This is a genomic window from Acetobacter cibinongensis (genome assembly GCF_000963925.1).
GTDB classification, from domain to species: domain Bacteria; phylum Pseudomonadota; class Alphaproteobacteria; order Acetobacterales; family Acetobacteraceae; genus Acetobacter; species Acetobacter cibinongensis.
Map to the genome: position 1 here is coordinate 76,471 of NZ_BAMV01000017.1, position 22,839 is coordinate 99,309.

Annotated in this window: 19 protein-coding genes and 2 tRNA genes; 14 read left to right on the forward strand and 7 right to left on the reverse strand. The window is 52.2% G+C overall.

All coding sequences use genetic code 11. The features are described from left to right. Positions 1 to 31: 31 nt before the first annotated feature. From Abci_RS09545 to Abci_RS09555, 3 genes are all read left to right on the forward strand, one after another. The gene (locus Abci_RS09545) at positions 32 to 664 is read left to right on the forward strand and encodes an RDD family protein (RefSeq protein ID WP_048838936.1); all 633 of its coding nucleotides are present in this window, start codon (positions 32 to 34) and stop codon (positions 662 to 664) included. Positions 665 to 816: 152 nt separating this feature from the next. Further along, complete coding sequence (locus tag Abci_RS09550) at positions 817 to 3,339, forward strand: mechanosensitive ion channel family protein (RefSeq protein WP_052944814.1); 2,523 nt, start codon at positions 817 to 819, stop codon at positions 3,337 to 3,339. Then, positions 3,332 to 4,078 carry a 2OG-Fe dioxygenase family protein gene (locus Abci_RS09555; protein WP_048838937.1) on the forward strand — a complete coding sequence of 249 codons (747 nt, stop codon included), beginning with the start codon at positions 3,332 to 3,334 and terminating at the stop codon, positions 4,076 to 4,078. The genes Abci_RS09550 and Abci_RS09555 overlap by 8 nt, the downstream gene beginning before the upstream one ends. Before the next feature lie 70 nt (positions 4,079 to 4,148). Here the strand turns inward: Abci_RS09555 and Abci_RS09560 are convergent, their stop codons facing one another. Further along, on the reverse strand, positions 4,149 to 4,427 hold the full coding sequence (locus Abci_RS09560; protein WP_048838938.1) for a hypothetical protein: 279 nt from the start codon (positions 4,425 to 4,427) through the stop codon (positions 4,149 to 4,151). 147 nt (positions 4,428 to 4,574) lie between these two features. Here Abci_RS09560 and Abci_RS09565 point away from each other — a divergent pair, with 147 nt between their 5' ends. Beyond that, positions 4,575 to 5,030: a hypothetical protein gene (locus Abci_RS09565; protein WP_048838939.1), complete on the forward strand. Its 456-nt coding sequence runs from the start codon at positions 4,575 to 4,577 to the stop codon at positions 5,028 to 5,030. A 72-nt stretch (positions 5,031 to 5,102) separates the two neighbouring features. On the opposite strand, the gene Abci_RS09570 is transcribed toward Abci_RS09565, so the two are convergent. Then, positions 5,103 to 6,011 carry a DnaJ C-terminal domain-containing protein gene (locus Abci_RS09570; protein ID WP_048838940.1) on the reverse strand — a complete coding sequence of 303 codons (909 nt, stop codon included), beginning with the start codon at positions 6,009 to 6,011 and terminating at the stop codon, positions 5,103 to 5,105. Next, on the reverse strand, positions 6,008 to 6,184 hold the full coding sequence (locus tag Abci_RS09575; RefSeq protein WP_165760017.1) for a hypothetical protein: 177 nt from the start codon (positions 6,182 to 6,184) through the stop codon (positions 6,008 to 6,010). The genes Abci_RS09570 and Abci_RS09575 overlap by 4 nt, the downstream gene beginning before the upstream one ends. Before the next feature lie 291 nt (positions 6,185 to 6,475). Here Abci_RS09575 and Abci_RS09580 point away from each other — a divergent pair, with 291 nt between their 5' ends. The 6 genes from Abci_RS09580 (at position 6,476) to Abci_RS09605 (ending at position 10,400) form a co-directional block, all read left to right on the forward strand. Continuing rightward, positions 6,476 to 6,766 (forward strand): accessory factor UbiK family protein, encoded by a 291-nt coding sequence (locus Abci_RS09580; RefSeq protein ID WP_048839135.1) that lies wholly within the window; start codon positions 6,476 to 6,478, stop codon positions 6,764 to 6,766. Positions 6,767 to 6,850: 84 nt separating this feature from the next. Further along, a complete protein-coding gene (locus Abci_RS09585; protein ID WP_048838941.1) occupies positions 6,851 to 7,351 on the forward strand; it encodes a type III secretion system chaperone family protein in 501 nt (166 codons plus the stop codon). Next, a complete protein-coding gene (proC, locus tag Abci_RS09590; RefSeq protein WP_048838942.1) occupies positions 7,351 to 8,175 on the forward strand; it encodes a pyrroline-5-carboxylate reductase in 825 nt (274 codons plus the stop codon). Before Abci_RS09585 ends, proC begins: the two co-directional genes overlap by 1 nt. Before the next feature lie 69 nt (positions 8,176 to 8,244). Further along, complete coding sequence (locus Abci_RS09595) at positions 8,245 to 8,910, forward strand: TetR family transcriptional regulator (protein ID WP_048838943.1); 666 nt, start codon at positions 8,245 to 8,247, stop codon at positions 8,908 to 8,910. 53 nt (positions 8,911 to 8,963) lie between these two features. Beyond that, a tRNA-Gln gene (locus tag Abci_RS09600) sits at positions 8,964 to 9,038 on the forward strand. A gap of 126 nt (positions 9,039 to 9,164) precedes the next feature. Further along, the gene (locus Abci_RS09605; protein WP_048838944.1) at positions 9,165 to 10,400 is read left to right on the forward strand and encodes an MFS transporter; all 1,236 of its coding nucleotides are present in this window, start codon (positions 9,165 to 9,167) and stop codon (positions 10,398 to 10,400) included. Between the two features lie 127 nt (positions 10,401 to 10,527). On the opposite strand, the gene Abci_RS09610 is transcribed toward Abci_RS09605, so the two are convergent. After that, positions 10,528 to 10,797, reverse strand: coding sequence for an HU family DNA-binding protein (locus Abci_RS09610; RefSeq protein WP_048838945.1), 270 nt, complete (start codon positions 10,795 to 10,797; stop codon positions 10,528 to 10,530). A gap of 182 nt (positions 10,798 to 10,979) precedes the next feature. Between Abci_RS09610 and Abci_RS09615 the strand changes: the two genes are divergently transcribed. Then, positions 10,980 to 11,861, forward strand: a complete 882-nt coding sequence (locus Abci_RS09615; RefSeq protein WP_244877650.1) for a rhamnan synthesis F family protein — start codon at positions 10,980 to 10,982, stop codon at positions 11,859 to 11,861. Here Abci_RS09615 and Abci_RS09620 read toward each other — a convergent pair whose 3' ends face one another. Together Abci_RS09620 and Abci_RS09625 are read right to left on the reverse strand one after the other, a co-directional pair. Then, complete coding sequence (locus Abci_RS09620; protein ID WP_048839136.1) at positions 11,862 to 14,645, reverse strand: glycosyltransferase; 2,784 nt, start codon at positions 14,643 to 14,645, stop codon at positions 11,862 to 11,864. A gap of 106 nt (positions 14,646 to 14,751) precedes the next feature. Continuing rightward, positions 14,752 to 16,176, reverse strand: coding sequence for a beta strand repeat-containing protein (locus Abci_RS09625; protein ID WP_048838947.1), 1,425 nt, complete (start codon positions 16,174 to 16,176; stop codon positions 14,752 to 14,754). A gap of 416 nt (positions 16,177 to 16,592) precedes the next feature. Here Abci_RS09625 and Abci_RS09630 point away from each other — a divergent pair, with 416 nt between their 5' ends. After that, the gene (locus tag Abci_RS09630) at positions 16,593 to 19,574 is read left to right on the forward strand and encodes a glycosyltransferase (protein ID WP_048838948.1); all 2,982 of its coding nucleotides are present in this window, start codon (positions 16,593 to 16,595) and stop codon (positions 19,572 to 19,574) included. 235 nt (positions 19,575 to 19,809) lie between these two features. Here the strand turns inward: Abci_RS09630 and Abci_RS09635 are convergent. After that, positions 19,810 to 19,884 (reverse strand) — tRNA-Gly (locus Abci_RS09635). A 190-nt stretch (positions 19,885 to 20,074) separates the two neighbouring features. On the opposite strand from Abci_RS09635, the gene Abci_RS09640 reads away from it, so the two are divergent. After that, the gene (locus Abci_RS09640; RefSeq protein ID WP_048838949.1) at positions 20,075 to 22,120 is read left to right on the forward strand and encodes an NAD(+) synthase; all 2,046 of its coding nucleotides are present in this window, start codon (positions 20,075 to 20,077) and stop codon (positions 22,118 to 22,120) included. 85 nt (positions 22,121 to 22,205) lie between these two features. Further along, positions 22,206 to 22,802 carry an imidazoleglycerol-phosphate dehydratase HisB gene (gene hisB / locus Abci_RS09645; protein ID WP_048838950.1) on the forward strand — a complete coding sequence of 199 codons (597 nt, stop codon included), beginning with the start codon at positions 22,206 to 22,208 and terminating at the stop codon, positions 22,800 to 22,802. Positions 22,803 to 22,839: the final 37 nt, after the last annotated feature.

Genomic DNA, 22,839 nt, shown 5'->3' on the forward strand with positions numbered 1-22,839 from the left:
CCAGAAACCGGCACGGTAAGGAAATACGCTTATGTCTACTCCCCTTCCCCCCGGCTGGGGCGGCCCGGCTACACCGCAGGGTGGCTTTTCCCAAAGCTCTCAAACCGGCTTCAACCAGCCTGTCTGGGTTTATGCCGGGTTCTGGTGGCGGCTTTGGGCGTTTGTGATCGATTCCATTATTCTCAGTATTTTTAATGGCGTTCTGGCGTTTTTCCTCCTCCCCACCTTTCGGGTTGATTGGGAGGAAACTCCCATTCCGGATGCCTCTGGTCAGACCATGGACGTGGTCGATATTGCCAACTTCCAGCCAGATACCATCTCCGTACTTATTCCCCATATTCATGCCGGGAACTGGCATGGCCCGAGCCTGCTTCTGGCTTTGGTGCCTGCGCTGTATTTTATTCTGTTTGAATCGTCCGTGTACCGCGCAACGCCGGGCAAACGCCTGTGCAATCTGGAAGTTGTCACAACGCAGGGTGAACGCCTGTCGCTTGGGCGGGCTGCTGCCCGGTTTGCCATCAAGGCTCTTATCTCGTTCCCGTTCCTGTATATCGGCGTGATCATTATCGCCTTCACCCAGCACAAACAGGCACTCCATGACCTGCTGACAAACACGCTGGTCGTGCGCGCTGAAAAAAGCCAGACAGTCACATTCAAACGCTGACAAACAGCCCCCTCCGGACCCACTGCCTCTCCCCCGGTCGCAAGACCGGGCCTTGATGCCGCCGAATTTGCCCCTTACGCTTGCACGCAAAGACTGGGCGTTTTAACGCCCTTGTTCACTCTTATTGCGTTACAAAAAGGATACGGCACACCATGGCGGCAGATAGCCAGGACAGGGTTTTGCCCAAACACCCGCTCGCACACTCTGGTAAACGGGCATTTCTCTCCTTGTTATTTATGGTCATGCTTGTGGTGGGGGCTTTTATAGCCCCGCCCGGTAGCGCATGGGCAGAGGGCACGGCAAACGCAACAGCCGCAGCCCCCGCCTTAAGTCAGCAGGATGCCCAGCAGCTTTTAAGTGTTCTCAACGACCCCAAAAAGCGGGCAGATTTTACCAATACCCTGTCCCTTATGGCAAAGGGCCTGCCCACGGCAGCCCCACCCAAAGCCGCCACTGCCGCCCCGGAGGTCGTGGATAGCGACATCCATACAGAACTTGATGGGCTTTCTGACACCGCCCACCATTATGTTGCAAACTTTGCCAGCCTTTTTAAGGATCTGGGGTTCGTTGGGTCTTGGTTCCATACGCAAATCAGCAATCCGGATACCCGCAAAACGCTGATTGATGCGTTCAGCCGTGCGTTCCTGATCCTTGGTTTTGCCTTGGTCATAGAGCGTGCTGCCAGCCTGTTCCTCAAGAAGCCACTTACCCACGTAACCGCTTTAGCTGAAGCCCGCGAACGCAAGCGGCAGGCAGCTGAAGCTGTGGAAACAGTCGCGGCAGCCACGTCCACCCCGGATACGGATAATACCGAGACACGCGCTAACGACCAGCGCCGCCGCAACCAGGTCATGTATTACCTGGTGCGTGTGCCTTACAACATGATGCACTTTCTTCTGAAATTGCTGCCTGTTGTGACCGTGTTTGTTCTTGGCTATCTGGGCGCAGAGTTTCTGACCAAAACACCTCAGGCCCGCACAGTCACACTCACCCTGACCAATGCCTATATTATTGCTCGTGGCCTGTATCTGCTGGTTGAAACAGCACTTGCCCCCCGCTCCCCCGCCATTCGGCTTGTTCCGGCAACTGACCCCACGGCACGTATGCTCACGCGCTGGTGGAACGTTCTGGTTGCAGCGCCCTCGCTGATCGTGTGTCTGTCCACTCTGGGGAGTGAGTTCAACCTTGCCCCGCGCGGAACAGAGGCCATTTTGCGTGCCGTTATTCTGGTCCAGCATCTGATTATAGCGGCCTTCATCTGGCGTCTGCGGCACATCGTGGCGCGCGCCCTTCAGCCCTCCGCAGCCCTCCGCGCTCATGCTTTCTGGGCCTTTGTTGGCACAATGGCGCGCTTCTGGTGGATTCCGGTGCTGTTTCTGGACATTGCGTTGTGGTTTGTCTGGGCTGCCCACCTGAAGGGCGGCTACCAGTGGATTTTGCACGGCACTATTCTGACACTGGTCTGCCTGGTCGTCTCACGGCTTATCGCTGTTCTGCTCTATGGCTTGCAGGACCATTTGTTCCGTGTGTCTGACGCTGTAGAGGCTGAGTATCCCGGCCTGCAAAAACGGGCGGATTTTTACTATCCAGCCGTACGCCGCATCCTGACCATTTTTATCGTATTCGTAACCGCTGTCTGCATCGCCCAAAGCTGGAGCCTGCCGACCTTCTACTTCTTCACCAAGAACCCTCTGGGTGAACGGATTGTCAGCGCAGCACTTATCCTGACCATTGGCCTCGCCATTGCCTCTGTCGCGTGGGAGGTCATAAACGGCGCGCTTAACAAACAGATTGATCGTTACACCTCGTCTGCTCAGGCGGCCCGCGCCACGCGCCTGCGGACCATTCTGCCCATCATCCGCACGGTTCTGCTGGTCATTATCGTGATCATAGTCGCCGTCACCACCCTTTCGCAGATTGGCATTAACGTCACCCCGCTGCTAACCGGTGCCGGTATTCTTGGTGTGGGTCTGTCCTTCGGCTCCCAAAGTCTGTGGAAAGACGTGATCACCGGCTTCTTCATGCTGGCGGAAGATGCCATTCAGGTAGGGGACTGGGTTACAACCAGCGGCGTCTCCGGCACGGTCGAGCATCTGTCCATCCGTACCTTGCGCGTGCGCTCGATTGACGGTGACCTGCACATTATCCCGTTCTCATCCGTGACCTCCATTGCCAATACGGGCAAGGGCTTCAACCAGATCATTGTGCGCCAGACGCTTGACCTGAGCGAAGATACCAGCCGCGTTGCCAGCATCATGGAAGGCGTGGTGAAGGAAATGCGGACAGAAGATGCCTTCAAGCACATGATCTATTCCGACTATACAGATCTGGGCGTTGATTGCAGTGACAGCAACGGGGCCGTGATGGTCGGGGCAATCCGTACCGCCCCCATGATGAAGTGGAAGGTTCAGCGCGAATTTTACCGCCGTCTTGCCCACCGTCTGGTGAAAGAGGGCGTCAAATTCTATACGCCGACCTCTTACTCCACCACACCACCGGGCAACGCCATGCATTTTGCGCTGGATGCCATGCCTGATGCCCTGATGCCCCAGCCAGCCACAGCTCAGTCTCTGTCTTCCGCACAGCCGGAAACAGAAGCTGGTTCAGAGGCACCAAAGCCCTCACCCACCCACTCCGGCCACACAGGCCCGGCCAAAGGTCCATCTCATGGCTGATCCCTTGGATTCCTACACCACACAGCGTCTGGCAGACCTTGAAAAACCCCTGACCGAGCAGGGGTTTGCCTATGAGCCCGCACAGGCCATGCGCCCGTTGCTGGACGCTTACGGTCTGGAGCGATGGGACGAGTTTGCGGAAAGCTGGAACCATCTGGGTGTTGACCGTTTCATGGCGGATGGGGGGCGTTACCGCCGCCGCCGCTATGCCACGTTCTCCCTGACGGACCAGCAGGTTACGCGCAAACCGCACCAACCGCATTATCAAAGCCGGGACTATAATACGCTGAATGGCGGCATTGAGCGGTGGTTCAAACCCGTTGCCCCAGATATTGGCGCTCACCCGGCCCTTCTGGCTGTGCTGCGCCTGATGAACCGCATGGCAACCGACCTGACGCCTGAGGCACAGCGCCCGCAGGCATGGCACGCAGAAATTCATCAGTTCCGTATTGAACCCAGTCCGGACGCCGCGGGCCAACCCACCCCTGAGGGCCTGCACCGGGACGGTGTGGACTGGGTCTGCGTTGTAATGGTGGACCGTGAAAATATTGCGAGCGGTGAGACCACTATCCACGACCTCAACCGCGCTCCGGTTGGCAGCTTTACGCTGGCACAACCGATGGATACGGCTTTTGTGAATGACAGCCGCGTCTATCACGGCGTAACGCCGGTAACCCCCATGGACCCTACACGCCCTGCCCACAGGGATGTGCTGGTGGTTACCCTCCGGCACGAATAAAAAACGCGGGGAGAAGCCCAGCCTCTCCCCGCGCACACCTTATCGCGGCACTATCAATTTTTAGGCCCGGTCAGTACCCGGCATAAAAAACAGCATGAAGCCCCAGCGCCGCAAAACCAAAAACAAACACCATTGCGCCAACCATCTGGGCCACTTCCTTCATACTCACATCCTGTTCATGCTCTGGGGCAATAGGCAACGGCTCTGCCGTTAGCGGCACAACCGGGTCGGGCAGTGCTGCGGCCTCGGTCTGCACTGCAACGTCGTGATAGGTTGCCTGCTCCGCCACGCTCGCGGACTCGTTCTGAGCGGGCAACGGTGCGTCATGTGATGAATTTGTTCCGCTCATGACACAACCCTTCCGTTTTTTGCAATGCTGACTTGTAATGCATACCTATCTGGTGATGCAAGTTCGGTGCGTCAAGAGGCGGCTACGGCAAAAACCTGACCCATCTATTCCACCAAAGGGATAGACGCTGTGTAGCAAGACAGGCACATGATGGAAAAACACGTTCAGGAGTTTGCCTTCATGAAATGCTTGCCTGCTCTTACCCTTGCTGCGGCAATGGCTACGGTTGGTACCATGATACCTGTGGCATCACAGGCTGATACATCCCCCCATTCCGGCCCTGCACAGGCCACAGCCAGCACGCAATACCCCGTTCCCACGTTTGAAGGGGAATGGGCCATCATGGCGATGGACCCTGTCAAAGTTGCTGGTAATAGAGCCTTGGGCCCAGCGGCACGCCTTTTGGTAACGCTCCCTGACTCCTTGCAGAAAATTGTTGGCCAGAACCATTTCAGCCTATCCCGGCAGTCTGGTTCAGCCTGGCAGGGCAAGCAGGATGATCTGACCGTTACTTTCAAGCTGGTTTCTGAAAACAGCGCTGAATTGCACATCAGCGGCAAAGAGAACCACAAGCTCGACCTGCCCCTCTACCGGAACAACTAAAGCGTAAAAAAGCCGCCCACTCCATAAAGGGGGGCGGCTTTTTTCGTTGGTCAACAGCACTCTACAAAAGGGTCAGGCAACACCTTCGGGCGTCCAGCTTTTCAGGAACTCTTCCAGTGCTGCGTCTGCCTTGCCAATCTTGATTTGCAAGGTGACATACAAATTGCCCACCGGGCGGCTCCCATGCGCCTGCACCCCGCGGCCACGCAACCGTAGTTTAGACCCGCTATCAGACCCGGCAGGCACGTTCATTTTCACATCGCCAGTTGGGGTTGGTACCGTAATAGCCCCGCCCAGCACCGCCGTTTTCAGGTCCACAGCCAGTGTTTCATACAAGTCTGTGCCCTGCCGTGTGTAGGTCGTATCCGGTTTGACGGTCACTGTAATGAGTGCATCCCCTGGGGGGCCACCCTGAGCACCTGCCTCACCTTTTCCGCGCAGGCGCAGCGTCTGGCCGTCCTCAATCCCCGGAGGAATTTTCACATCCAGCGTTGCACCATCCGGCAGGGTAATGCGGGACGTTGTGCCGTTAACTGAGTCCAGAAAACTGACACTGAGCGTATAAGAACGGTCCGCACCTTTACGCGGCCCGGCACGGCGGGCACGAGCGCCACCGCCTGAGAACATGCCAAACAGGTCACTCAGGTCTTCTTCTGAAAAACCGCCCTGACCGCCAGCGTAACGCGCCCCACCGGGACCGCCACCAAAACCATGGAAGCCACCCCCAGCACCACCAAAACCGGGATGGCGTTCCTGGCCGGAGGCATCAATCTCTCCACGGTCAAAACGCGCCCGTTTTTCGGTATCGGACAACAGGTCGTTGGCCTGATTCACGGCCTTGAACTGCTCTTCAGCCGTTTTGTCATTCGGGTTCAGGTCAGGGTGATATTTTTTGGCCTTCGCCCGGTAGGCTTTACGGATTTCGTCCTGGCTGGCGCCTTTGGCAATACCCAGAACCTCATAGGGGTCACGCACACTCATGCCTGCTCTCCCTGAGTTGAGGCCCCTTGCGGAGCCGGAGCAAATGTATCCGTATCCAGAAGGCTGATCAGCAGGGCGATCGTGACATCCTGAGCATACCCGGCTTTTTCAGCCTCTGCGACAAGGGCTTCAAGGCGAGGTTTCAGGAACGCCTCTGCCGATAATGTGGTCATATAGGAAGTTTCTCCTTAGCAAATCCAAAGCAGGCGCTCCACCGTGCCGCTGCTTCGAAGGTTGGTCTTATTTCTTGTAATAATAATGGGAAGTGCCCCGCGCCGGGTCAATGGACAACACACCACCTCCCGGCAGGTTTTGCGGCTTTTCAGACCACAGCGGAGCAGACATTTCCAAAGAACCAATAGCCTCTGGCATCCATACTCACTATAAGCCGTTACAGAGAGAAACATGCTCATGCACTTTATTCCTGACAAGACATGAGCCATTCAGAAAGTGGAGAACCAGCAATGGCTGACAAACCGCGCTTTTTTGACGATCTGGCCGGTGTAGCTGGCGGCGCGTTTTCCGCCCTGACCGGCCTGCGTGAAGAAATTAACGCCATTGTGCGTAGCCGTGTGGACGAAGTGCTGACTGGCCTGCAGGTTGTACGCCGGGAAGAATTTGAAGTGGTGCGTGAACTGGCCGCCCGCGCCCGCATTGGGCAGGAAGAAGCAGAACGCCGCCTTGCTGCGCTGGAAGCCCGTGTGGAAGCCCTTGAGCACCACGCACAGCACCAGAACGACCACGCACATCACTAAGCCTTCTGCTACCGGGAATGGCGAGGCACATCCTCGCCATCAGGCCCAGCTTCTGCCCATCCCCCCTTGCGCTGAGAGTGAGCCATGCCTGTACTAAGCACCATGCCAACCAACAGCACAGCCAACCCGCTTGACCTGATGGAACAGGTTGTTGCCGGGCTGGACTGGAGTTTTGAACGCTGCACCGCAACGGAAATGGCTGTAGAGGCCCCAGGCAAGTGGTGCGACTATGGTTTGTTTTTCTCATGGTCATCAGAACTTGGCGCTATTCACTTTACCTGCGCCTTTGACCTGAAAGCACCGCCCGCCCAGCAACGTGCCCTGTACGAGCTAATCGGTATGGCCAATGAACGGATCTGGGTCGGGCACTTCAGCCTGGATCAGGATGACGGGGTGCTATTATTCCGCCACGCTTTGCTGTTACGTGGCACGAGCTTGAGCGTTGAAGCCTTTGAAGACCTGATTGATATTGCCCTGACAGAATGTGAACGCCTCTACCCGGCTTTCCAGTTCTTTCTCTGGGGCGGGCAGAACCCCGCAGATGCACTGGCGGCTGCCATGTTAGACTGTGCAGGAGAAGCATAATGACATCACGTTCCCAACTTCCCTCTGTTCTTCTGGTTGGCTGTGGCAAAATGGGCAGCGCCATGTTTGAGGGCTGGCTGAAACATGGGCTGAAACCCTCCGTTGTGCTGGAGCGGCATCAGAGCATCACTCTGCCTGCCCCGCACAAGCAGGCTGAGACTGTTGCAGATATTGCCCCGGACTTCACGCCCGATGTCATTATCCTCGCTGTCAAACCACAGATGGCTGATGATGTGCTGCCTGAACTGGCACAGCGCTTCCCCTCTGCCACGCTTCTGTCCGTCATGGCTGGCCGTACGATTGACAGCCTTGCACGCCATTATCAGCAAACCTCATCCAAGGTTACACCCACAATCATCCGCGCCATGCCAAATACGCCATGCGCTATTGGTGCCGGTGTAACCGGGCTTTACGCCCCGCCTCAGGCTACGGATACGCAGAAAAACGAATGTGACAGTCTGCTCCGCTCTGTTGGGGAAACCGTATGGGTCGAGTCCGAAGAGCTGATTAACGCTGTGACTGCTGTTTCTGGAAGTGGTCCTGCCTACGCGTTTCTGTTAGCTGAGCTTATGGAAAAAGCAGGAATTGCAGAAGGCCTGGCACCAGAAACCGCCCGTAAACTGGCCCGGCGGACCGTGTACGGAGCAGGTGCTCTGCTAAACGATTCCGACCTTGAGTCCGCAGAGCTACGGACCCGCGTAACCAGCCCCGGTGGCACAACAGCGGCAGCCCTCAACGTGCTGATGGCACCTGACGCGTGGCCCACCGCAGTACCCAAGGCAATTGCCGCAGCAGTAAAGCGCGCGGAAGAACTCTCCACCTGATCGCTCCAGGCATTTCCCCGCCAGCAGGCAGCCGTCTTATTTTTTACTCCCGTTACACAGGCCTTTCGCATGGACTCCGACGACTTCGATACAGCTCTCCTTTCCGCCGCAATGACACAGGCGGAAGAGCGCGGATGGGCCTCTGTTTCTCTCCTAGATGCTGCCCGTGCGGCTGGGTTGTCCTTTGCGGAAACCCGCACACGGTTTCCTTTCCGCGGTTCCCTGCTGCTACGGCTGGGTCGTATTGCCGATGACTCAGCTCTGGCGGATGACACAACAACCGGCAGCGCACGCGAGCGCCTGTTTGACCTGTTGATGCGGCGGCTGGACGTGTTTCAACTCTACCGCAACGGCATTAAATCCGTGCTCCATGCCCTACCGTTTGACCCCCCGATGGCCCTGCTGCTGGGGGGGGCCACATTTGAGAGCATGCGCTGGATGGCAGATGCTTCGGGCATTACCGTCACCGGGTTGGGCGGCGTGCTGCGCATCAACATGGTGGTTGGCATCTGGACGCATACGCTCCGAGCATGGGAAAAAGACGATAGCGCCGATATGGGCAGCACCATGGCTGCCCTTGATCAGGCGCTGGATAAAGCAGCCCGCTTCAACCTCTTCCCGGCTGATACGGGCCAGAGCGAGGGCGATCTGCCAGATATGGACTTTCCCGAAGCCGAGTTCACCTTCGCGCCAACGACAGAAAATCATGCTTTTGATGAAAAACACGACGCATAGTCTCTTTACGAAACACTCCAGTTGGTCTTAATAAGGGCCAACCACGTTTCTGGTGGGGCGTAGCCAAGCGGTAAGGCAGCGGATTTTGATTCCGCCATGCGGAGGTTCGAATCCTCCCGCCCCAGCCATTTTCATCCTAAAAATTGAACCTATGTGCCGTAACGCTGTACTTACTGGCAGTTCGTTACATCTCTTCACACATCCGTTTACATCCGCTGTCTGTTCCGGCCACAGTATTCTGCTATGACAGAAACATGACGCACGATACGGCAGCGGAAACGCCCCTCCTCTCCCTACCCGGCCTGAAAGCTGTTTTGACGGCCCGCACACTTTCTGCCTTTTCCTCTCAGGTTCAGGCTGTTGCTGTGGGGTGGCAAATCTATGCTCTCACCCATAGTCCTGCGGCTCTAGGGTTTGTGGGGCTTGCCCAGTTTCTGCCCATGGTTGCCTTTATTTTTCCGGCTGGCCACGCGGCAGATCAGCACGACCGGCGGCGTATTGTCATAACCTGCCAAACCATTGAAGCGGTGTCTGCGGCTTTTATGGCCGTTGCCTCTTTTACGCATCATCTCAGCCCGTTCATGATTTATGCGCTGGTGGCTTTGTTTGGGGTATGCCGCTCATTTGAAATGCCAGCCCAGCAGACATTCCTGCCCTCCATGGTCGCACCTGCGGTCTTTCCCCGTGCTGCGGCTCTCTCTTCGTCACTCTTTCAGGTCGCCTCCATCGCCGGTCCTTCGTTGGGCGGCCTGCTCTACGGTTTGGGAGCCGATGTCTGTTACGCGCTATGTGCCGTAGGTTTTGGCATTGCAGCCTGTGCTACCGCCTCCATGCGGCTTCGCTTTCCGGCGCGCGCAAAACAACCTGCCAGTCTGGCAGCAGTTTTCGGGGGCATCGCCTTTCTCAAACGGCGTCCGACACTTTTAGGCGCCCTCTCGCTGGATCTGTTTGCCGTCTTGCTCGGCGGGGCCACAGCCATGCTGCCCCTTTACGCCACTGATATCTTGCATGCTGGCCCTTGGGGGCTTGGCCTACTGCGGGCAGCCCCGGCAATCGGAGCATTGCTCGTTGCTGCCGTGCTGGCACGATACCCACTCGGGCGTCATGCCGGGAAATGGATGTTCCTCTCCGTTGCAATTTTTGGCGTTGCAACCATTCTGTTTGGTTTTTCAAAGTCCATCCCGCTTTCCGTGCTGGCTTTAGCGATTCTGGGTGGGGCTGACGTTATCAGTGTCATGGTGCGCAGTTCACTGGTCCAGCTTGGCACACCAGACGACATGCGGGGCCGTGTTTCTGCTGTGAACATGCTTTTTATCGGTTCGTCCAACCAGTTAGGCGAATTTGAAAGCGGTATGCTGGCCAGCGCTATCGGTGCTGTGCCTGCCGTGGTGCTAGGGGGAGTGGGCACATTACTGATTACCGGCGTATGGATGGCGCTTTTTCCCGGTTTGCGCAAACTCGACCGCTTGGAAGACATCAAGCCGGACTAACGGCTCCAAGAAATAATCTTTATTTCTGCCAAACAATAAAAAACCGCTCCGGAAGGTATCCCTTTGGAGCGGTTTTTTTCAGTCAAAGCCTGAGACGATCAGGCTCCTGCCAGATGAGAGAAAACGCTCAAACAGCTTTCTTCAGGTTAGGGCTTGCTTTAAAGCGAACCGTCTTACCTGCTTTCACTTTAACAGGCTCACCCGTACGGGGGTTCAAAGCTTTACGAGCTTTGGTTTTCCGCACTGTAAAAGTCCCGAAAGACGGAAGCGTAAAGCCCCCTTCACGTTTCAGTTCTTCAACAATTGCATCCAGCAGATCATTTGCGGCCTGATTGGCGGCAACACCCGTGCATTCAATCGAATCCTGAATCACGGCGGCAATAAAGGCCTTGCTCATTGAGAACCTAGCTCCCTTCGGATAGTACTATGTCAGTAACAATTATTCGGTTACGATAACCAACGTCTCTGGTCGCTTAGTAGTCATATTTTCACGAAAAAACCAACTTAAAAATGCTTACATTTTCAAATTCTCCCGCCCCTATCAGCAAAAAGCAAGGGGAGGATCAATTTACCCCTGTCATGCCCATAGGCTCAGTGTGTTTGTTTGCAACGTATGCACCATCAGGCAATCTCCCTGATTATACACGGTTTTACATAAAAAACTTACAGTCCTGCGGGTTTATTCTGCACGTTATACTCTCAGGATGTTCTGTTATTACAGAAGATACTCTTAATTTTTGTGCCCGTTACGGCATCCATGTCTCGTGCAGAAAAAATGGCGGGCTGGACTTCGGCGCATGGCACTCCCTTGCCGCACAGGGCGTCACAAAGGGAGCCCCGTATATCCTTTTGGCTAACGACAGCGTCTTTGGCCCGTTCACTCCCCTGCAACCACTTTTGCAGCGCCTACAGGCCAACAGCCGCCCCGCATGGGGGCTTGTCGGGTCGCGGGCTGTTACACCCCATATTCAATCCTGGTTTATCGGCTTTTCTCAAGAGGTTTGGGAAAGCGCCGCTGTGCAACGCGTAATGGCTCTTCCCTTTGCGGATATGTCACGGGATGAAATTATATGGCACGGAGAGCTAGGGCTGTCGGTTGCCCTCACCGCTAATGCCATTCCTCTCCATACCCTGTGGAGCGATATTGCATCGCCTCTTGCGCGTTTATTCCCTGCCAACCCCACCCATGCTTATTGGCGTTCGGGGCTACGCTCCGGAAATGTTCCTTTTCTTAAGCAGGAACTTTTGAGGGATAACCCTTACCATATCCCTAAGCTTGCAGGCTGGCGTACCCTGATCCCACAAGGCTCCGACTTTAACCCGGCATGGATTGAGGAGTATCTGGCGCAAACACCTCCACGCCAAAAAACACTCCCATCAAACCGGAAAGGCCGTATGGTTTATTACGCCCTTTCCCAACTTGACCGCTATTTACCCTTTTCATGGGGTATCAAAAAATAACTAGTGTGCCTGAGGGCGCTCACGCACAATCGTGCGCAAAATTGACTCCAGTTCTTGCCCCTGCATGTCAAACGTAGCCAACCTGTCCTTGTACGGATTTTCATAAGTCAAAAGTTCAGCTTCTTTTGCCAGAAGGTCCTCTACAGCTTTTTGCAACTGCGCAGGGTTGGAGCCAATGGGGATTATGGTGCCGTTTTCATCTTCAATAATATCCTCTACCTGTCCACCAGGTTCGGTCACAACAACCCAGATATCACGCGCCAAGGCTTCCCTTACCGTCAAACCATAGCTTTCTTTACATTGTGACGGGAACAACAGAACATCAATGCTGTTGTAAAAATCATCCATCGTTGACTGCGTGTATGCGGGAACTGTTTTAATTACCCCGTCCACTTTCCATGATTCAGGGAAAACAGACCGAATACCTAAATTCAGTTTATTATCAACGAGTATTAATTCCCATCTATCCGTCTTCAGTTTTTCAAAAACTTTACGAATAAGAGGGTACCCCTTAACGGTCTCAGCACCGCCAACATAGCCAAAGCGTAATGGCTGCCCCGGTTTACGCCGCACTCTTGGTTTTTCCGGCCAGACAAAACCATTCCTGTTTACCACAAGTTTCTCTTCTGGAACTCCGTTCACAATAAACAGATTTTTATGAGACTGACTGGGCACCAACAGAAGGGCTGCATTATTCATGGCAACCCTCATCATAGTAGCACGTTCATGCAAATGTCGGGCACTCGGCTCGCACATCTGGCAGATACGCAAATCAATTTTATTCTGAAAACAGAAGTTTCCTTCACCAGTCACCATAAATTGGCGGTCACACAACCACCATGCATCATGCAATGTAATGACATAAGGAATACCAGCTTCCTGACAGGCTCGTGTTAACCCCAAACCAAGCCCTTGAGTCGCGTGAAGATGTACAATATCAGGCTGCACAGTCTGCAACCATTGTCTAAAGACTTCTGTTGCCAAGGGGTTATCAACGCCCCCTACCCTGTCACCGTCCGGTGGGACTTTCACGCCAATAACGTTACAGTCATACGCTCTATACCGTATGGCAGCATTTGCTCGCCATTCCATATCCGGACGTGACGTAAAAATACTAACGCTGATATCCGACTTTTTACTGAGATAGTTGACCATCTCTTCAGCAACAAATGTAGCACCGCCAAAAGACCGTGGCGCAAAATAGATATTGGCTGACACAACAGAAAGACCAGACTCCTCTTTTTTATACGGTCTCCCGAAGGCTGGCAGAACCTGATGCTGAGTTATGCTCTGAGGGCTATAACGTTCAAGCACATCCTGCCGGGCAGTCTGGCCAATTGCTTTTCGTTTCACGTCATCAGCCGCAAGGCTCAAAACTGCATTTTTCCAATCTTGCGGTGTGGTCGCTATCACAGCATTTTCGCCATCGCGAACCACTTGTATGAACGCATCCGCTGGCGAGCATATAACCGGTACAGATAAAACTGCTGCTTCCAGAAATTTTATATTACTTTTGCAGTCATTGAATATGGTTTTTTCTAAAGGTGATATTGTTATATCTGCTTGAGCAAGCAGACGCATATACAAGCCATAATCTCGGCCCTCTAATTTTTTGATACGGTTTTTTACCTTATCGCATACTTCTGGTAACGTAAGGTCACCAATAATATGCAAGGTTAAGCGCTCATCTTCCAGCATGGCAGCCACAATACCGTCAGCTGCAACACGGAAGTCTGCATCATGGGTCTTTGTTCCTGACCCGTAAACAATACGAACTTCTTCCGGACCATGATCTGGCGCCGAGTGCTCTTGCAAAATTTGCTGCGAAATAGACAGGGTTTGCTCGTCTATAGCATTTTCAATAATACTGACATCTTTTATGCCTGCATTTCTCATTTCTTGTGCAAGAACACGTGTGGAGGCTATTGCCTTATCGCAGGCTAACAAACAGTTCCTAAAAAGCTTCACCCCTGACAATACTGCTGCACGTTCAGATGCACTCAGTGAATCAAGATTGGCATTGTTCTTATAGTGTTCTTCAGAAAAAATAAGATCATCAACCTCCCACCACGTTGGGAGATTAAGCCGCTTTGCTTCGTCCAGTAGTTTTTCAACCGATTCAAACGCTGGAACACGATAGAAAATAACATTTGTGCATGTTTGGAGCGCCGTCATGGCGACAAATATTTCCCGCCAGTCAATAACACGCACATGCCACCCAAGGCTCTCAAGCTGCTCCTGCTTTTGCCACACACGGTATTTGGCGCATTGCCGTAGGCTTAGCTCTGCAATAATCAGATAACTGGGAGAAAAATCAGAGAGACATTCCGCCGAAACAGGCTTCAAATATTTGTCTTCAATCGTTTCTTTTTTTTCTAATATCTCTGCTTTATTAGCAACACTATCACTTGATGACGCTTTATTTTTTTTTAGTGAAACAGTCGGCTTTTTGGGGAGTCTTGCCTGTATACGACTCCATACTGCTTTACCGCCCTCTTCCTGATAAACATCTTTAATCCTACCCAAAACATAAGTAATTTTGCTTCCTGTAGGAAGCTCGCCTTTTGAAAGATGCCGGATGACTCTCAACGGAGCTGTAATACGCCAGGAAAGTGTATTCCGTTGGATCTCGATAAGATGCCTCAGATGATGCGTTTCATTAACAAAACCAGCCATCCTCATATCCTGAATCGTCATGCTGGCTTGATAGCTCTCCAGCAGTGATTCTAGGTTGGTTTGCTCAGGAAGCACTGGAGACGTGGAAGATTTATCTGAGGGGGTCATAGCCAGCATCTAACTTTATTAGTTTTGCAATTGCATTAAAATAAGAAAACCGGGTCTTTTGGACCCGGTTTCCCTTAACATCATTAATTCTAAAACGTATTTAGAATTAGAAACCAGAGAACTGATTGATGTTCAAGCTGTCTACACCAACAAAGGTAATTTTGCTGTTGTCGGACAGAGTAATGGTCGTGTTACCGTTCTGGTGCGTAGCAGCATCAAGGACCTGCTGGAAGTTGTCCTTGGTGTAGCCCTGACCGTTTTTGAGATATGCTGAATCGTAGTGAACGAGCAACACGGAGTTACCAGCTGCGCTACCAAAGTCAGTGATGGTGTAATCTGCACCAGCAACGCCATTGCGGAACCCGAAGACGTTTGCTGCGCCAGAACCACCGGTCAGAGTTGCGTTACCCGTACCTGCAACCAGCGTATCTGCTGCTGAAGCGCCAGAGCCACCAATAAAGGTCTGGGCGGTCGTGCCGGAATCCGCGCCAAATGCATGGATACCATAGATGGAAGAAGCACCATCTAGCGTCTGGTTACCCGTTGTTGCAATGAACAGCGAATTCGCGCTCGTTGCGTTAACGTGTGCGTCCAGACCTTCTGCACCGTAGATCGTGCTCTGACCTGCCGTGATTGTGGTCTCACCCGTACCATTTTTAAAGGTCAGGTTACCAAGGATGCTGACATCTGCGTTTTTAGCATTGGCAACCATAAAGTCGCCCTGTGCCGCAGAAATCGTGCTGAGTTCCCCACCGGTTACTGTACCTGTGGTGCCAGCAAGCGTTACGAGGTCCTGAGAACCACCAACGACCGTGCTGCTACCACCAACAGTAATCTGCTGGTTGCTCGCTGTGTCAACAACCAGAGAGTTGCTGCCAACATCTACTGTAGAACTTGCGCCAGTGAGCGTAATGTTCTGCGTACCGGTAGACGCCGTAATGGTGTCCTGACCATTGGAATGAACCTGGTTAAAGCCATTACCTAAAGTAATGGTGTTATCACCAAGGCCAGACGTGATGGTGTTGTTGCCATTGCCGCTGTTAATGACGTTGTTACCGTCACCAACGGAAATGTTCCAATCCCCTGCGTTGTTCAGGTTGCTGCCCTGGAAGAAGTTATCCCCAGAACCACCCAAGAACGTACCGCTCTGGCTACCAGCACGGAAGTTCACACCAGCATTCGTGCCAGCCAGAACGTTCAGGTTGGAAGCTGTAGCTTTCGTTGCGTCAAGGTTGACCCAACCAGCAAGAGCTGTACCCGGCTGGTTTGAGGCGTCGGAGCCAACCGTCAGCCACTCAACATTACCGCTTACGTTATATGCCCCAGAAGCTGTGATGACCCCGTAACCGGCTTGGTTACCGCTGAAGGTTGAAGAACCCGCAGCAAGGTTGCGTGCATCAAGAGAGGACAGTTCATTTCCGAGCTGTGAGGCAAGCTTGTTGGCCTGCTTCACGAGTGCTGACTTGTCAGCACCATCCACGGTAACCTGAACCGAATTCCCTGACGCACCGACAACGGTGATGAGCGCCATATTTCCGTCCTTTTTTCAATAACCGCCGAAAGCACAGAAGAAATTCTCTGTGCAAATGGCATATTAGTGTCAGGTTCAGTTTTAGGACAAGGCTATGCACCATTGCAAGCATGAATTAGGTTTTTCTGCCGCTATAGTGGCTTTTTAGTACTGGTTTGATAAAATTATACCACACTATTTTTGTATCAATCTTTTGTATTCCACAAAAAAACCAAGAAGCTTTTGTGAATGTTTTTATATTTACTGATTTTTTTTTCGGATACAGCCAGATGTACGCTTTCCAACCTCACTAAATCTCTAATTATTTACTTTTGAATTTCCTCACATTACCATGAAATTAATTTCATGTTGCGCATATCAAAACTATCTTCTTTCCTATCTTCGGACTCACATAGAAACGAGACGTATTTTTACCCATGAACACCGCGCCAGATCCCAGCACTGCAACAAATATTTCACAGACCGGAAACAGTGGACTCCTGCCCCTTTTCCTACATGTGACCCTTGTTGACGAAGATACGCGTGGATGCGCGTTCATGCCCGTGACTAACTGGATTCTGTCCACTTTTGTTCTGAACCATCTGGTTCTCATCAACGCAAGCCAGACGGCTATCCAGACACTCACCAGCGTTATCAAAGCACAATCAGCCGCCATTCTGATTCACGAATACGACTCCATTCCTGATATCAAGCCTTATGATAATTGCGTGTATTACTGTGGTAACCCAAGCAATACGAGTGTGGACGCCATAACAAAATGGCTTCAGACGCTGCCTGAGGGAAGTATCGTATTATTTGAAGATTCTGACCTTAGCCCCTTAGACCCCACAAAATTATCCTCCTCTTTTACCTCTACACGCTTAGACTACGGGGCAGGTCTTCTGATTCTTTCAACGCCCAAAACTTCTGCCTGTCTGTCACCTCTTGTTCAGACCTCAAAAAATACTTCAGACACAGAGCATTTCCTGTTCCTGGAAAAATGTAAATTTTTTGCAGATTATTGGGCTACAAAAGCGCGTATTGCTTTGTCTGAAAAAACCAAAGAAAAAAATGGCCTGATTAATGTTCAGGCCCGATTTTTAATGATCGAAACCTTAGAAAAAGAAAAAATAATTAGTGAACAAAACCTCAAAATTGATTCACTTTTAGATGAAAACCGAGATCTAATGTCTGCCTTAGAACAGGCCCAAGCGAGAGAAAAGGAATGGCTTTCTTTTTCCCAAACTGTTCTTCAGACTCAAGATGCCCTTACATCTCTCAAAAATTTCTTTGCACAACCGCGAAATATACTCAAAGATATTGCGCGTGTTATCTTAAATAAAAACTTGGGAGTTTTTGTTCCCTCTCTCCCCACCCCCCCTTCTTTTCCTTTACAGAGCATACCTGTTTCAGATCATAATACTTCTGATATAGTGTGTTTAGAAAAAGAAGAAGTAGAAATTTACTCTCCTGCAACCGAATTAGGGCGCGTTGTTTTTGTTATCGGCGATACGGAAGCAGAACAGCTTACGCAACGTTGCACTCATAACGCTGAAGCCGCCCGCCTTGCTGGATACACAGTCCGGCTGAAATCCTGTCCTGAAATCGGACCCGATGATATTGACTGGGCCACCATTCTTGTTTTCTACCGTGTAGAATTTAGCGATCATGTCAGCATTATGATGCAGATTGCGCAAGAACGTTCAATGCCTGTTATTTTTGATATAGATGCTCTTTTGTGTATGCCCAGACTGGCTCGATCAGAAAGTGTGTCTGCTCAATTTTCTTCTTTATTTAGTGAAGAACAGTTAGAAACCTATTTTTATACGTTATGGCGCACTCTTGTGCGAGCGAGCATCTGTACAGCCACAACTGACACTCTTGCTCAAACTCTACGCCTGGATCGCCCTATATCCTACACACTTCCTAATATTTATGATGTTGCAACTTGGCAGCGCGGCCGGAATAACTTTCGTGAAAAATGTATTTTCGAAGACAACTCTTCTGTCACTTTAGGTCTTGGATATGATATCTTAAAAAACTCTATTTTTTTTAAATCTACATCAACAACAATAGCTTCTGTTCTTCAAAAATACTCGCATGTCAAACTAAGACTTTTCACGCAGGGATTTTCTGATAAAAATACTTACATAGAAAAGTATTTTCCTGAACTTATCCCCTCCATAGATCAGATTATCTGGCAGAAATTAGACTCAAATAATGACAGTATGCTCAATTGGAAGGGCGTTGATATCGCGCTTTTTCCATGCCCTACTGATAATGTCTATTTTACCTCTCAGTCAGAAAATATTTATCTCAGAACAGCACTTTGCAATATTCCTCTCATTACCTCACCTCTTCCTGCGTATCGAGAATGCATTGAAGACGGTGTTTCTGGCTTTCTGGCTGAAGGTGTAGAGCAATGGCATGCCGCGCTTGTAAAACTTATTGAAAATACCAAAATCCGTCATAGCGTTGGCCTCAATGCTTATCACGGGTGCCTTTGGTATTTTAGCGTTCAAAGGCAAGCAAAATTTCTCAAAAGCATATTTGAAAGCACTAAAAGTGAGGCGTCATCCTGCCAGGAATTTGAGCGTCAAATTGCACGTAAATCCTACCGTGCAAAGTCTCTCCCTCATATTGTGGGGTGTGACATCATTTTCCAAAAAGATACTCTGAGTCCATCAGATGTTTCCGTCATTATAACCTCATATAATTACGAACACTATTTGCTGGATGCTCTGGAATCCGTGCGTCTTCAAACTCTGGGAGCGCTTGATCTGATTGTGGTTGACGATGGATCAAAGGATTTTTCCGTAGCACTTACACATGAATGGATGCAGCGTAACGCACACCGGTTTAATCGGGTTCTGCTACTACGGACAACCTATAATTCCGGTCTTGGCGCTGCACGAAACTGCGGCGTTGCCTACGCTGAAACGCCTTATTTTCTGCCATTAGATGCAGATAATAAACTGTTGCCAAACGCCTGTGCAGCGCTTTTGGTCGCCACATCCCCCATGACAGCTTATGCCTACCCTATGCAGCAGCAATTTGGGAATGCAACAGCTGACCATATTCTGGGACAATCACCATATACACCCTCACGCTTGCAGGCCGGGAACTATATTGATGCCATGGCCCTTATAGCAAAATGGGCATGGGCTGCTTGCGGCGGTTATTATGTAAACAGGGCTGCCATGGGGTGGGAAGATTATGACCTTTGGTGCTCTATGGCGGAGCTGGGGCTACAAGGCACACATGTCGCAGAAGTTCTCGCTGAATACCGGGTGCATGGAAACTCCATGACATCATGCGTAACTGAGCAGGGAGATCACAAACACAGTGTCATAACCCTCCTTGAACAACGCCACCCGTGGATCAAGTTGGTACAAAAAAACGTAAGAACCACTCGTTAAGTGCTTCTGATTTAATACTGCTGAGGGCAAGGAGGCTTAATATAAGCCTCCTTATCGGTCTCTCCGCAAATCCGATATCAATAGGCGATCAAAATAGCCTAAAGCTGTAGACAGTTTTGCAAACATTACTTGTTTGTTTGCAGAGAAAAAATTCTTCAGTGTTTTAGGAATATACGATGCGGCTAGATAAGTGAAAATCTGACTTATCTAAGCTCCAGATTTTCTTATAAAAATCTGGAGCGGGCGATGGGATTCGAACCCACGACCCCAACCTTGGCAAGGTTGTGCTCTACCCCTGAGCTACGCCCGCATCGGATGACCTCCTTCTACGGGGGTTTGAGAAACTGCGCAAGAGGGAAAATCAAATTTTTTTACTTTTTTATATCAAGGTCTTCTGACGCCTTGTGAAACGGCTATTTCTTAAGGGATGACAAGCGCTTGGCGGCCTGCGCCATCTCTGCAATCATCATTGACTGCCACTAAAACTGGAGGGCAACGCCGTGTCTGGGTCCAACTTTCATGCGCTGTATCATCAGGGTTTTGCCCGGGTTGCTGCCTGCACGCTGCCTGTAGCCCTTGCTGACCCAGCCACCAATATGCAGCGCATACTGGCCGCCGCAACAGCCTGCTCAGAAGAAGGCTGTGCCATCTGTGTTTTCCCGGAGCTAGGCCTTTCTGGTTACACTCTTGATGACCTTCGCCAGCAGGAAGTTCTTCTACACGCCACAAACACAGTCCTGACGGAGATTGCCGCCGCAACACACGCTCTGTTGCCTATTCTCGTTATTGGGGCGGCCCTGCGCCACGGTTCTGCCCTGTATAACTGCGCTGTGGTGTTGCATCGTGGTAAAATTCTGGGGGTTGTTCCCAAAAGTTTTCTGCCAAACTATCGGGAGTTTTATGAAGCCCGGCACTTTACCGCCGGTGCCACGCTCCGCAATGAAACCATTGTCATAGGGGAAAGGCACGCTCCTTTTGGCACGGATCTTCTTTTTGAAGCCACAGATGTGCCAAACTTCTGTCTGGCCGTAGAAATTTGTGAAGATCTCTGGGTTCCCGCGTCTCCCGGCATGTTTGCCGCACTGGCTGGCGCAACCATTCTTGCCAACCCCTCCGCCAGTGACATCACAGTTGGCAAAGCAGAAACCCGCACACTGCTGTGCCGCGCCCAATCTGCCCGCTGCCTGTCCGCCTACATTTACGCTGCGGCTGGAGAGGGGGAATCAACAACCGATCTCGCCTGGGATGGCCAGATCTCCATTTTTGAAAATGGCGAACTTCTGGCACAAAGTGACCGCTTCCCAACCGGTGGTCGTACAGTCATTGCTGATATTGACCTGACATTACTGGCGCAGGAACGCCTGCGTATGGGGTCATTTACTGCCAATGCACAGGCTGTTGCAGGCACAACGCCCAACTGGCGGCGCATTGCCTGCACACTTACTCCACCCCTGACCAACCTTGGTCTGAAGCGGGACCTTGCCCGTTTTCCGTTTGTGCCCAGCAACTCCGCCCGCTTGGCGCAGGACTGTTTTGAAGCCTTTACCATTCAGGTTACTGCTCTCAAGCAACGCCTGAAGGCCAGCCGCGCCAAAACCATGGTGATTGGCGTTTCCGGCGGGTTGGACTCCACGCACGCGCTGCTTGTTGCCGCCCGCACAGCAGACGAAATGGGGTGGCCACGCTCAGCCATACTTGGCTACACCATGCCCGGCTTTGGCACGACAGACAAAACGCTCTCCAGTGCGCAAGCCCTCATGGCGGCACTCGGCACCTGGAACGAACTGCTTGATATTCGTCCCTCTGCAACGCTCATGCTGCGAGAAATCGGGCATCCTTTTGCCAAAGGAGAGCCTGTGCATGACATTACGTTTGAAAACGTGCAGGCAGGCCTGCGGACGGACTACCTGTTCCGCCTCGCCAACATGCATAACGGCCTGGTCATTGGCACGGGAGACCTCTCAGAGCTGGCGCTGGGCTGGTGCACCTACGGCGTAGGTGACCAGATGGCGCATTACAATGTGAATGCTGGCCTGCCAAAAACACTGATCCAGCATATTATCCGCTGGACCATCGCCTCTGGCCATTTTTCCGGGACGGTATCTCCCCTGCTCTCCACCATTCTGGCAACGGAGATCTCCCCGGAACTGGTCCCCGCAACAGAAGGAAAATCACAGAGCACTGAAAGCCTGATTGGCCCCTATGCGCTGCATGATTTTACGCTGTTTTATGTGCTGCGCTACGGCTTTACGCCGTCCCGCATCGCGTTCATGGCGCTGCATGCGTGGCAGGATGCACAAGCCGGACAGTGGCCCCCCAATTTCCCGGAGGCGGAACACAAAGCCTACGACCTGCCCACCATCAAGCACTGGCTGGGTGTGTTCCTTCATCGCTTCTTCACCACAAGCCAGTTCAAACGCTCTGCCATGCCCAACGGGCCGAAAATCATGGCAGGCGGCAGCCTGTCACCGCGCGGGGACTGGCGTGCTCCCTCGGACGGTAACGCCCGCCTCTGGCTGGAGGATCTGGAACAGTCCGTACCCTGATACGGCACACTTCCGTACGGCAAAACATACGATATGCCGCAAGCACAATGGCATCCCCCACGCTCTTGCGTTATAAAGCTGCACCATGACCACACCGCGCCAAGCCACCCTCCATCGCGTTACTAGCGAGACAGATATTGCCGTAACTCTTGATCTGGACGGATCAGGACAGGCTGACATTCAGACAGGCATAGGGTTTTTCGACCATATGCTGACAGCCCTTGCCAAGCATGGGCTGCTTGACCTGACAGTCAAGGTGCAGGGGGACTTGCATATTGATGGCCACCACACCGTTGAAGATACCGGCATTGCCCTTGGGCAGGCGCTTCGTCAGGCGGTGGGAGACAAGCGCGGTGTACGCCGCTTTGGCCATGCTCTGGTCCCGCTGGATGAAGCCTTGTGTGAGGCTGTGGTGGACCTTTCCGGCAGGCCGTTCCTGACATTCAACGCCACGTTTGACCGCGACCGGATTGGTGAGCTGGATACCGAACTGGTGGAAGAATTTTTCCGGGCATTTGCCATGTCTGGCATGATAACTCTGCACCTGAACCAGAAAGACGGAAAAAACTGCCATCATATTGCTGAAGCCGCATTCAAGGCTTTGGCACGGGCCCTCCGAATGGCTGTTGAGCAGGACCCGCGGGCGCAGGGTGCCATTCCCTCCACCAAGGGAGTGTTGTAAACACACCCTCGCGCCTGCTGGCGGCGTTTTTCCTGTT

Coding starts and splice junctions, on each gene's coding strand:
- Abci_RS09545 (WP_048838936.1), top strand. CDS start 32: ATGTCTACTCCCCTTCCCCCCGGCTGGGGCGGCCCGGCTACACCGCAG.
- Abci_RS09550 (WP_052944814.1), top strand. CDS start 817: ATGGCGGCAGATAGCCAGGACAGGGTTTTGCCCAAACACCCGCTCGCA.
- Abci_RS09555 (WP_048838937.1), top strand. CDS start 3,332: ATGGCTGATCCCTTGGATTCCTACACCACACAGCGTCTGGCAGACCTT.
- Abci_RS09560 (WP_048838938.1), bottom strand. CDS start 4,427: ATGAGCGGAACAAATTCATCACATGACGCACCGTTGCCCGCTCAGAAC.
- Abci_RS09565 (WP_048838939.1), top strand. CDS start 4,575: ATGATGGAAAAACACGTTCAGGAGTTTGCCTTCATGAAATGCTTGCCT.
- Abci_RS09570 (WP_048838940.1), bottom strand. CDS start 6,011: ATGAGTGTGCGTGACCCCTATGAGGTTCTGGGTATTGCCAAAGGCGCC.
- Abci_RS09575 (WP_165760017.1), bottom strand. CDS start 6,184: ATGACCACATTATCGGCAGAGGCGTTCCTGAAACCTCGCCTTGAAGCC.
- Abci_RS09580 (WP_048839135.1), top strand. CDS start 6,476: ATGGCTGACAAACCGCGCTTTTTTGACGATCTGGCCGGTGTAGCTGGC.
- Abci_RS09585 (WP_048838941.1), top strand. CDS start 6,851: ATGCCTGTACTAAGCACCATGCCAACCAACAGCACAGCCAACCCGCTT.
- proC (WP_048838942.1), top strand. CDS start 7,351: ATGACATCACGTTCCCAACTTCCCTCTGTTCTTCTGGTTGGCTGTGGC.
- Abci_RS09595 (WP_048838943.1), top strand. CDS start 8,245: ATGGACTCCGACGACTTCGATACAGCTCTCCTTTCCGCCGCAATGACA.
- Abci_RS09605 (WP_048838944.1), top strand. CDS start 9,165: ATGACGCACGATACGGCAGCGGAAACGCCCCTCCTCTCCCTACCCGGC.
- Abci_RS09610 (WP_048838945.1), bottom strand. CDS start 10,797: ATGAGCAAGGCCTTTATTGCCGCCGTGATTCAGGATTCGATTGAATGC.
- Abci_RS09615 (WP_244877650.1), top strand. CDS start 10,980: ATGCCCATAGGCTCAGTGTGTTTGTTTGCAACGTATGCACCATCAGGC.
- Abci_RS09620 (WP_048839136.1), bottom strand. CDS start 14,645: ATGACCCCCTCAGATAAATCTTCCACGTCTCCAGTGCTTCCTGAGCAA.
- Abci_RS09625 (WP_048838947.1), bottom strand. CDS start 16,176: ATGGCGCTCATCACCGTTGTCGGTGCGTCAGGGAATTCGGTTCAGGTT.
- Abci_RS09630 (WP_048838948.1), top strand. CDS start 16,593: ATGAACACCGCGCCAGATCCCAGCACTGCAACAAATATTTCACAGACC.
- hisB (WP_048838950.1), top strand. CDS start 22,206: ATGACCACACCGCGCCAAGCCACCCTCCATCGCGTTACTAGCGAGACA.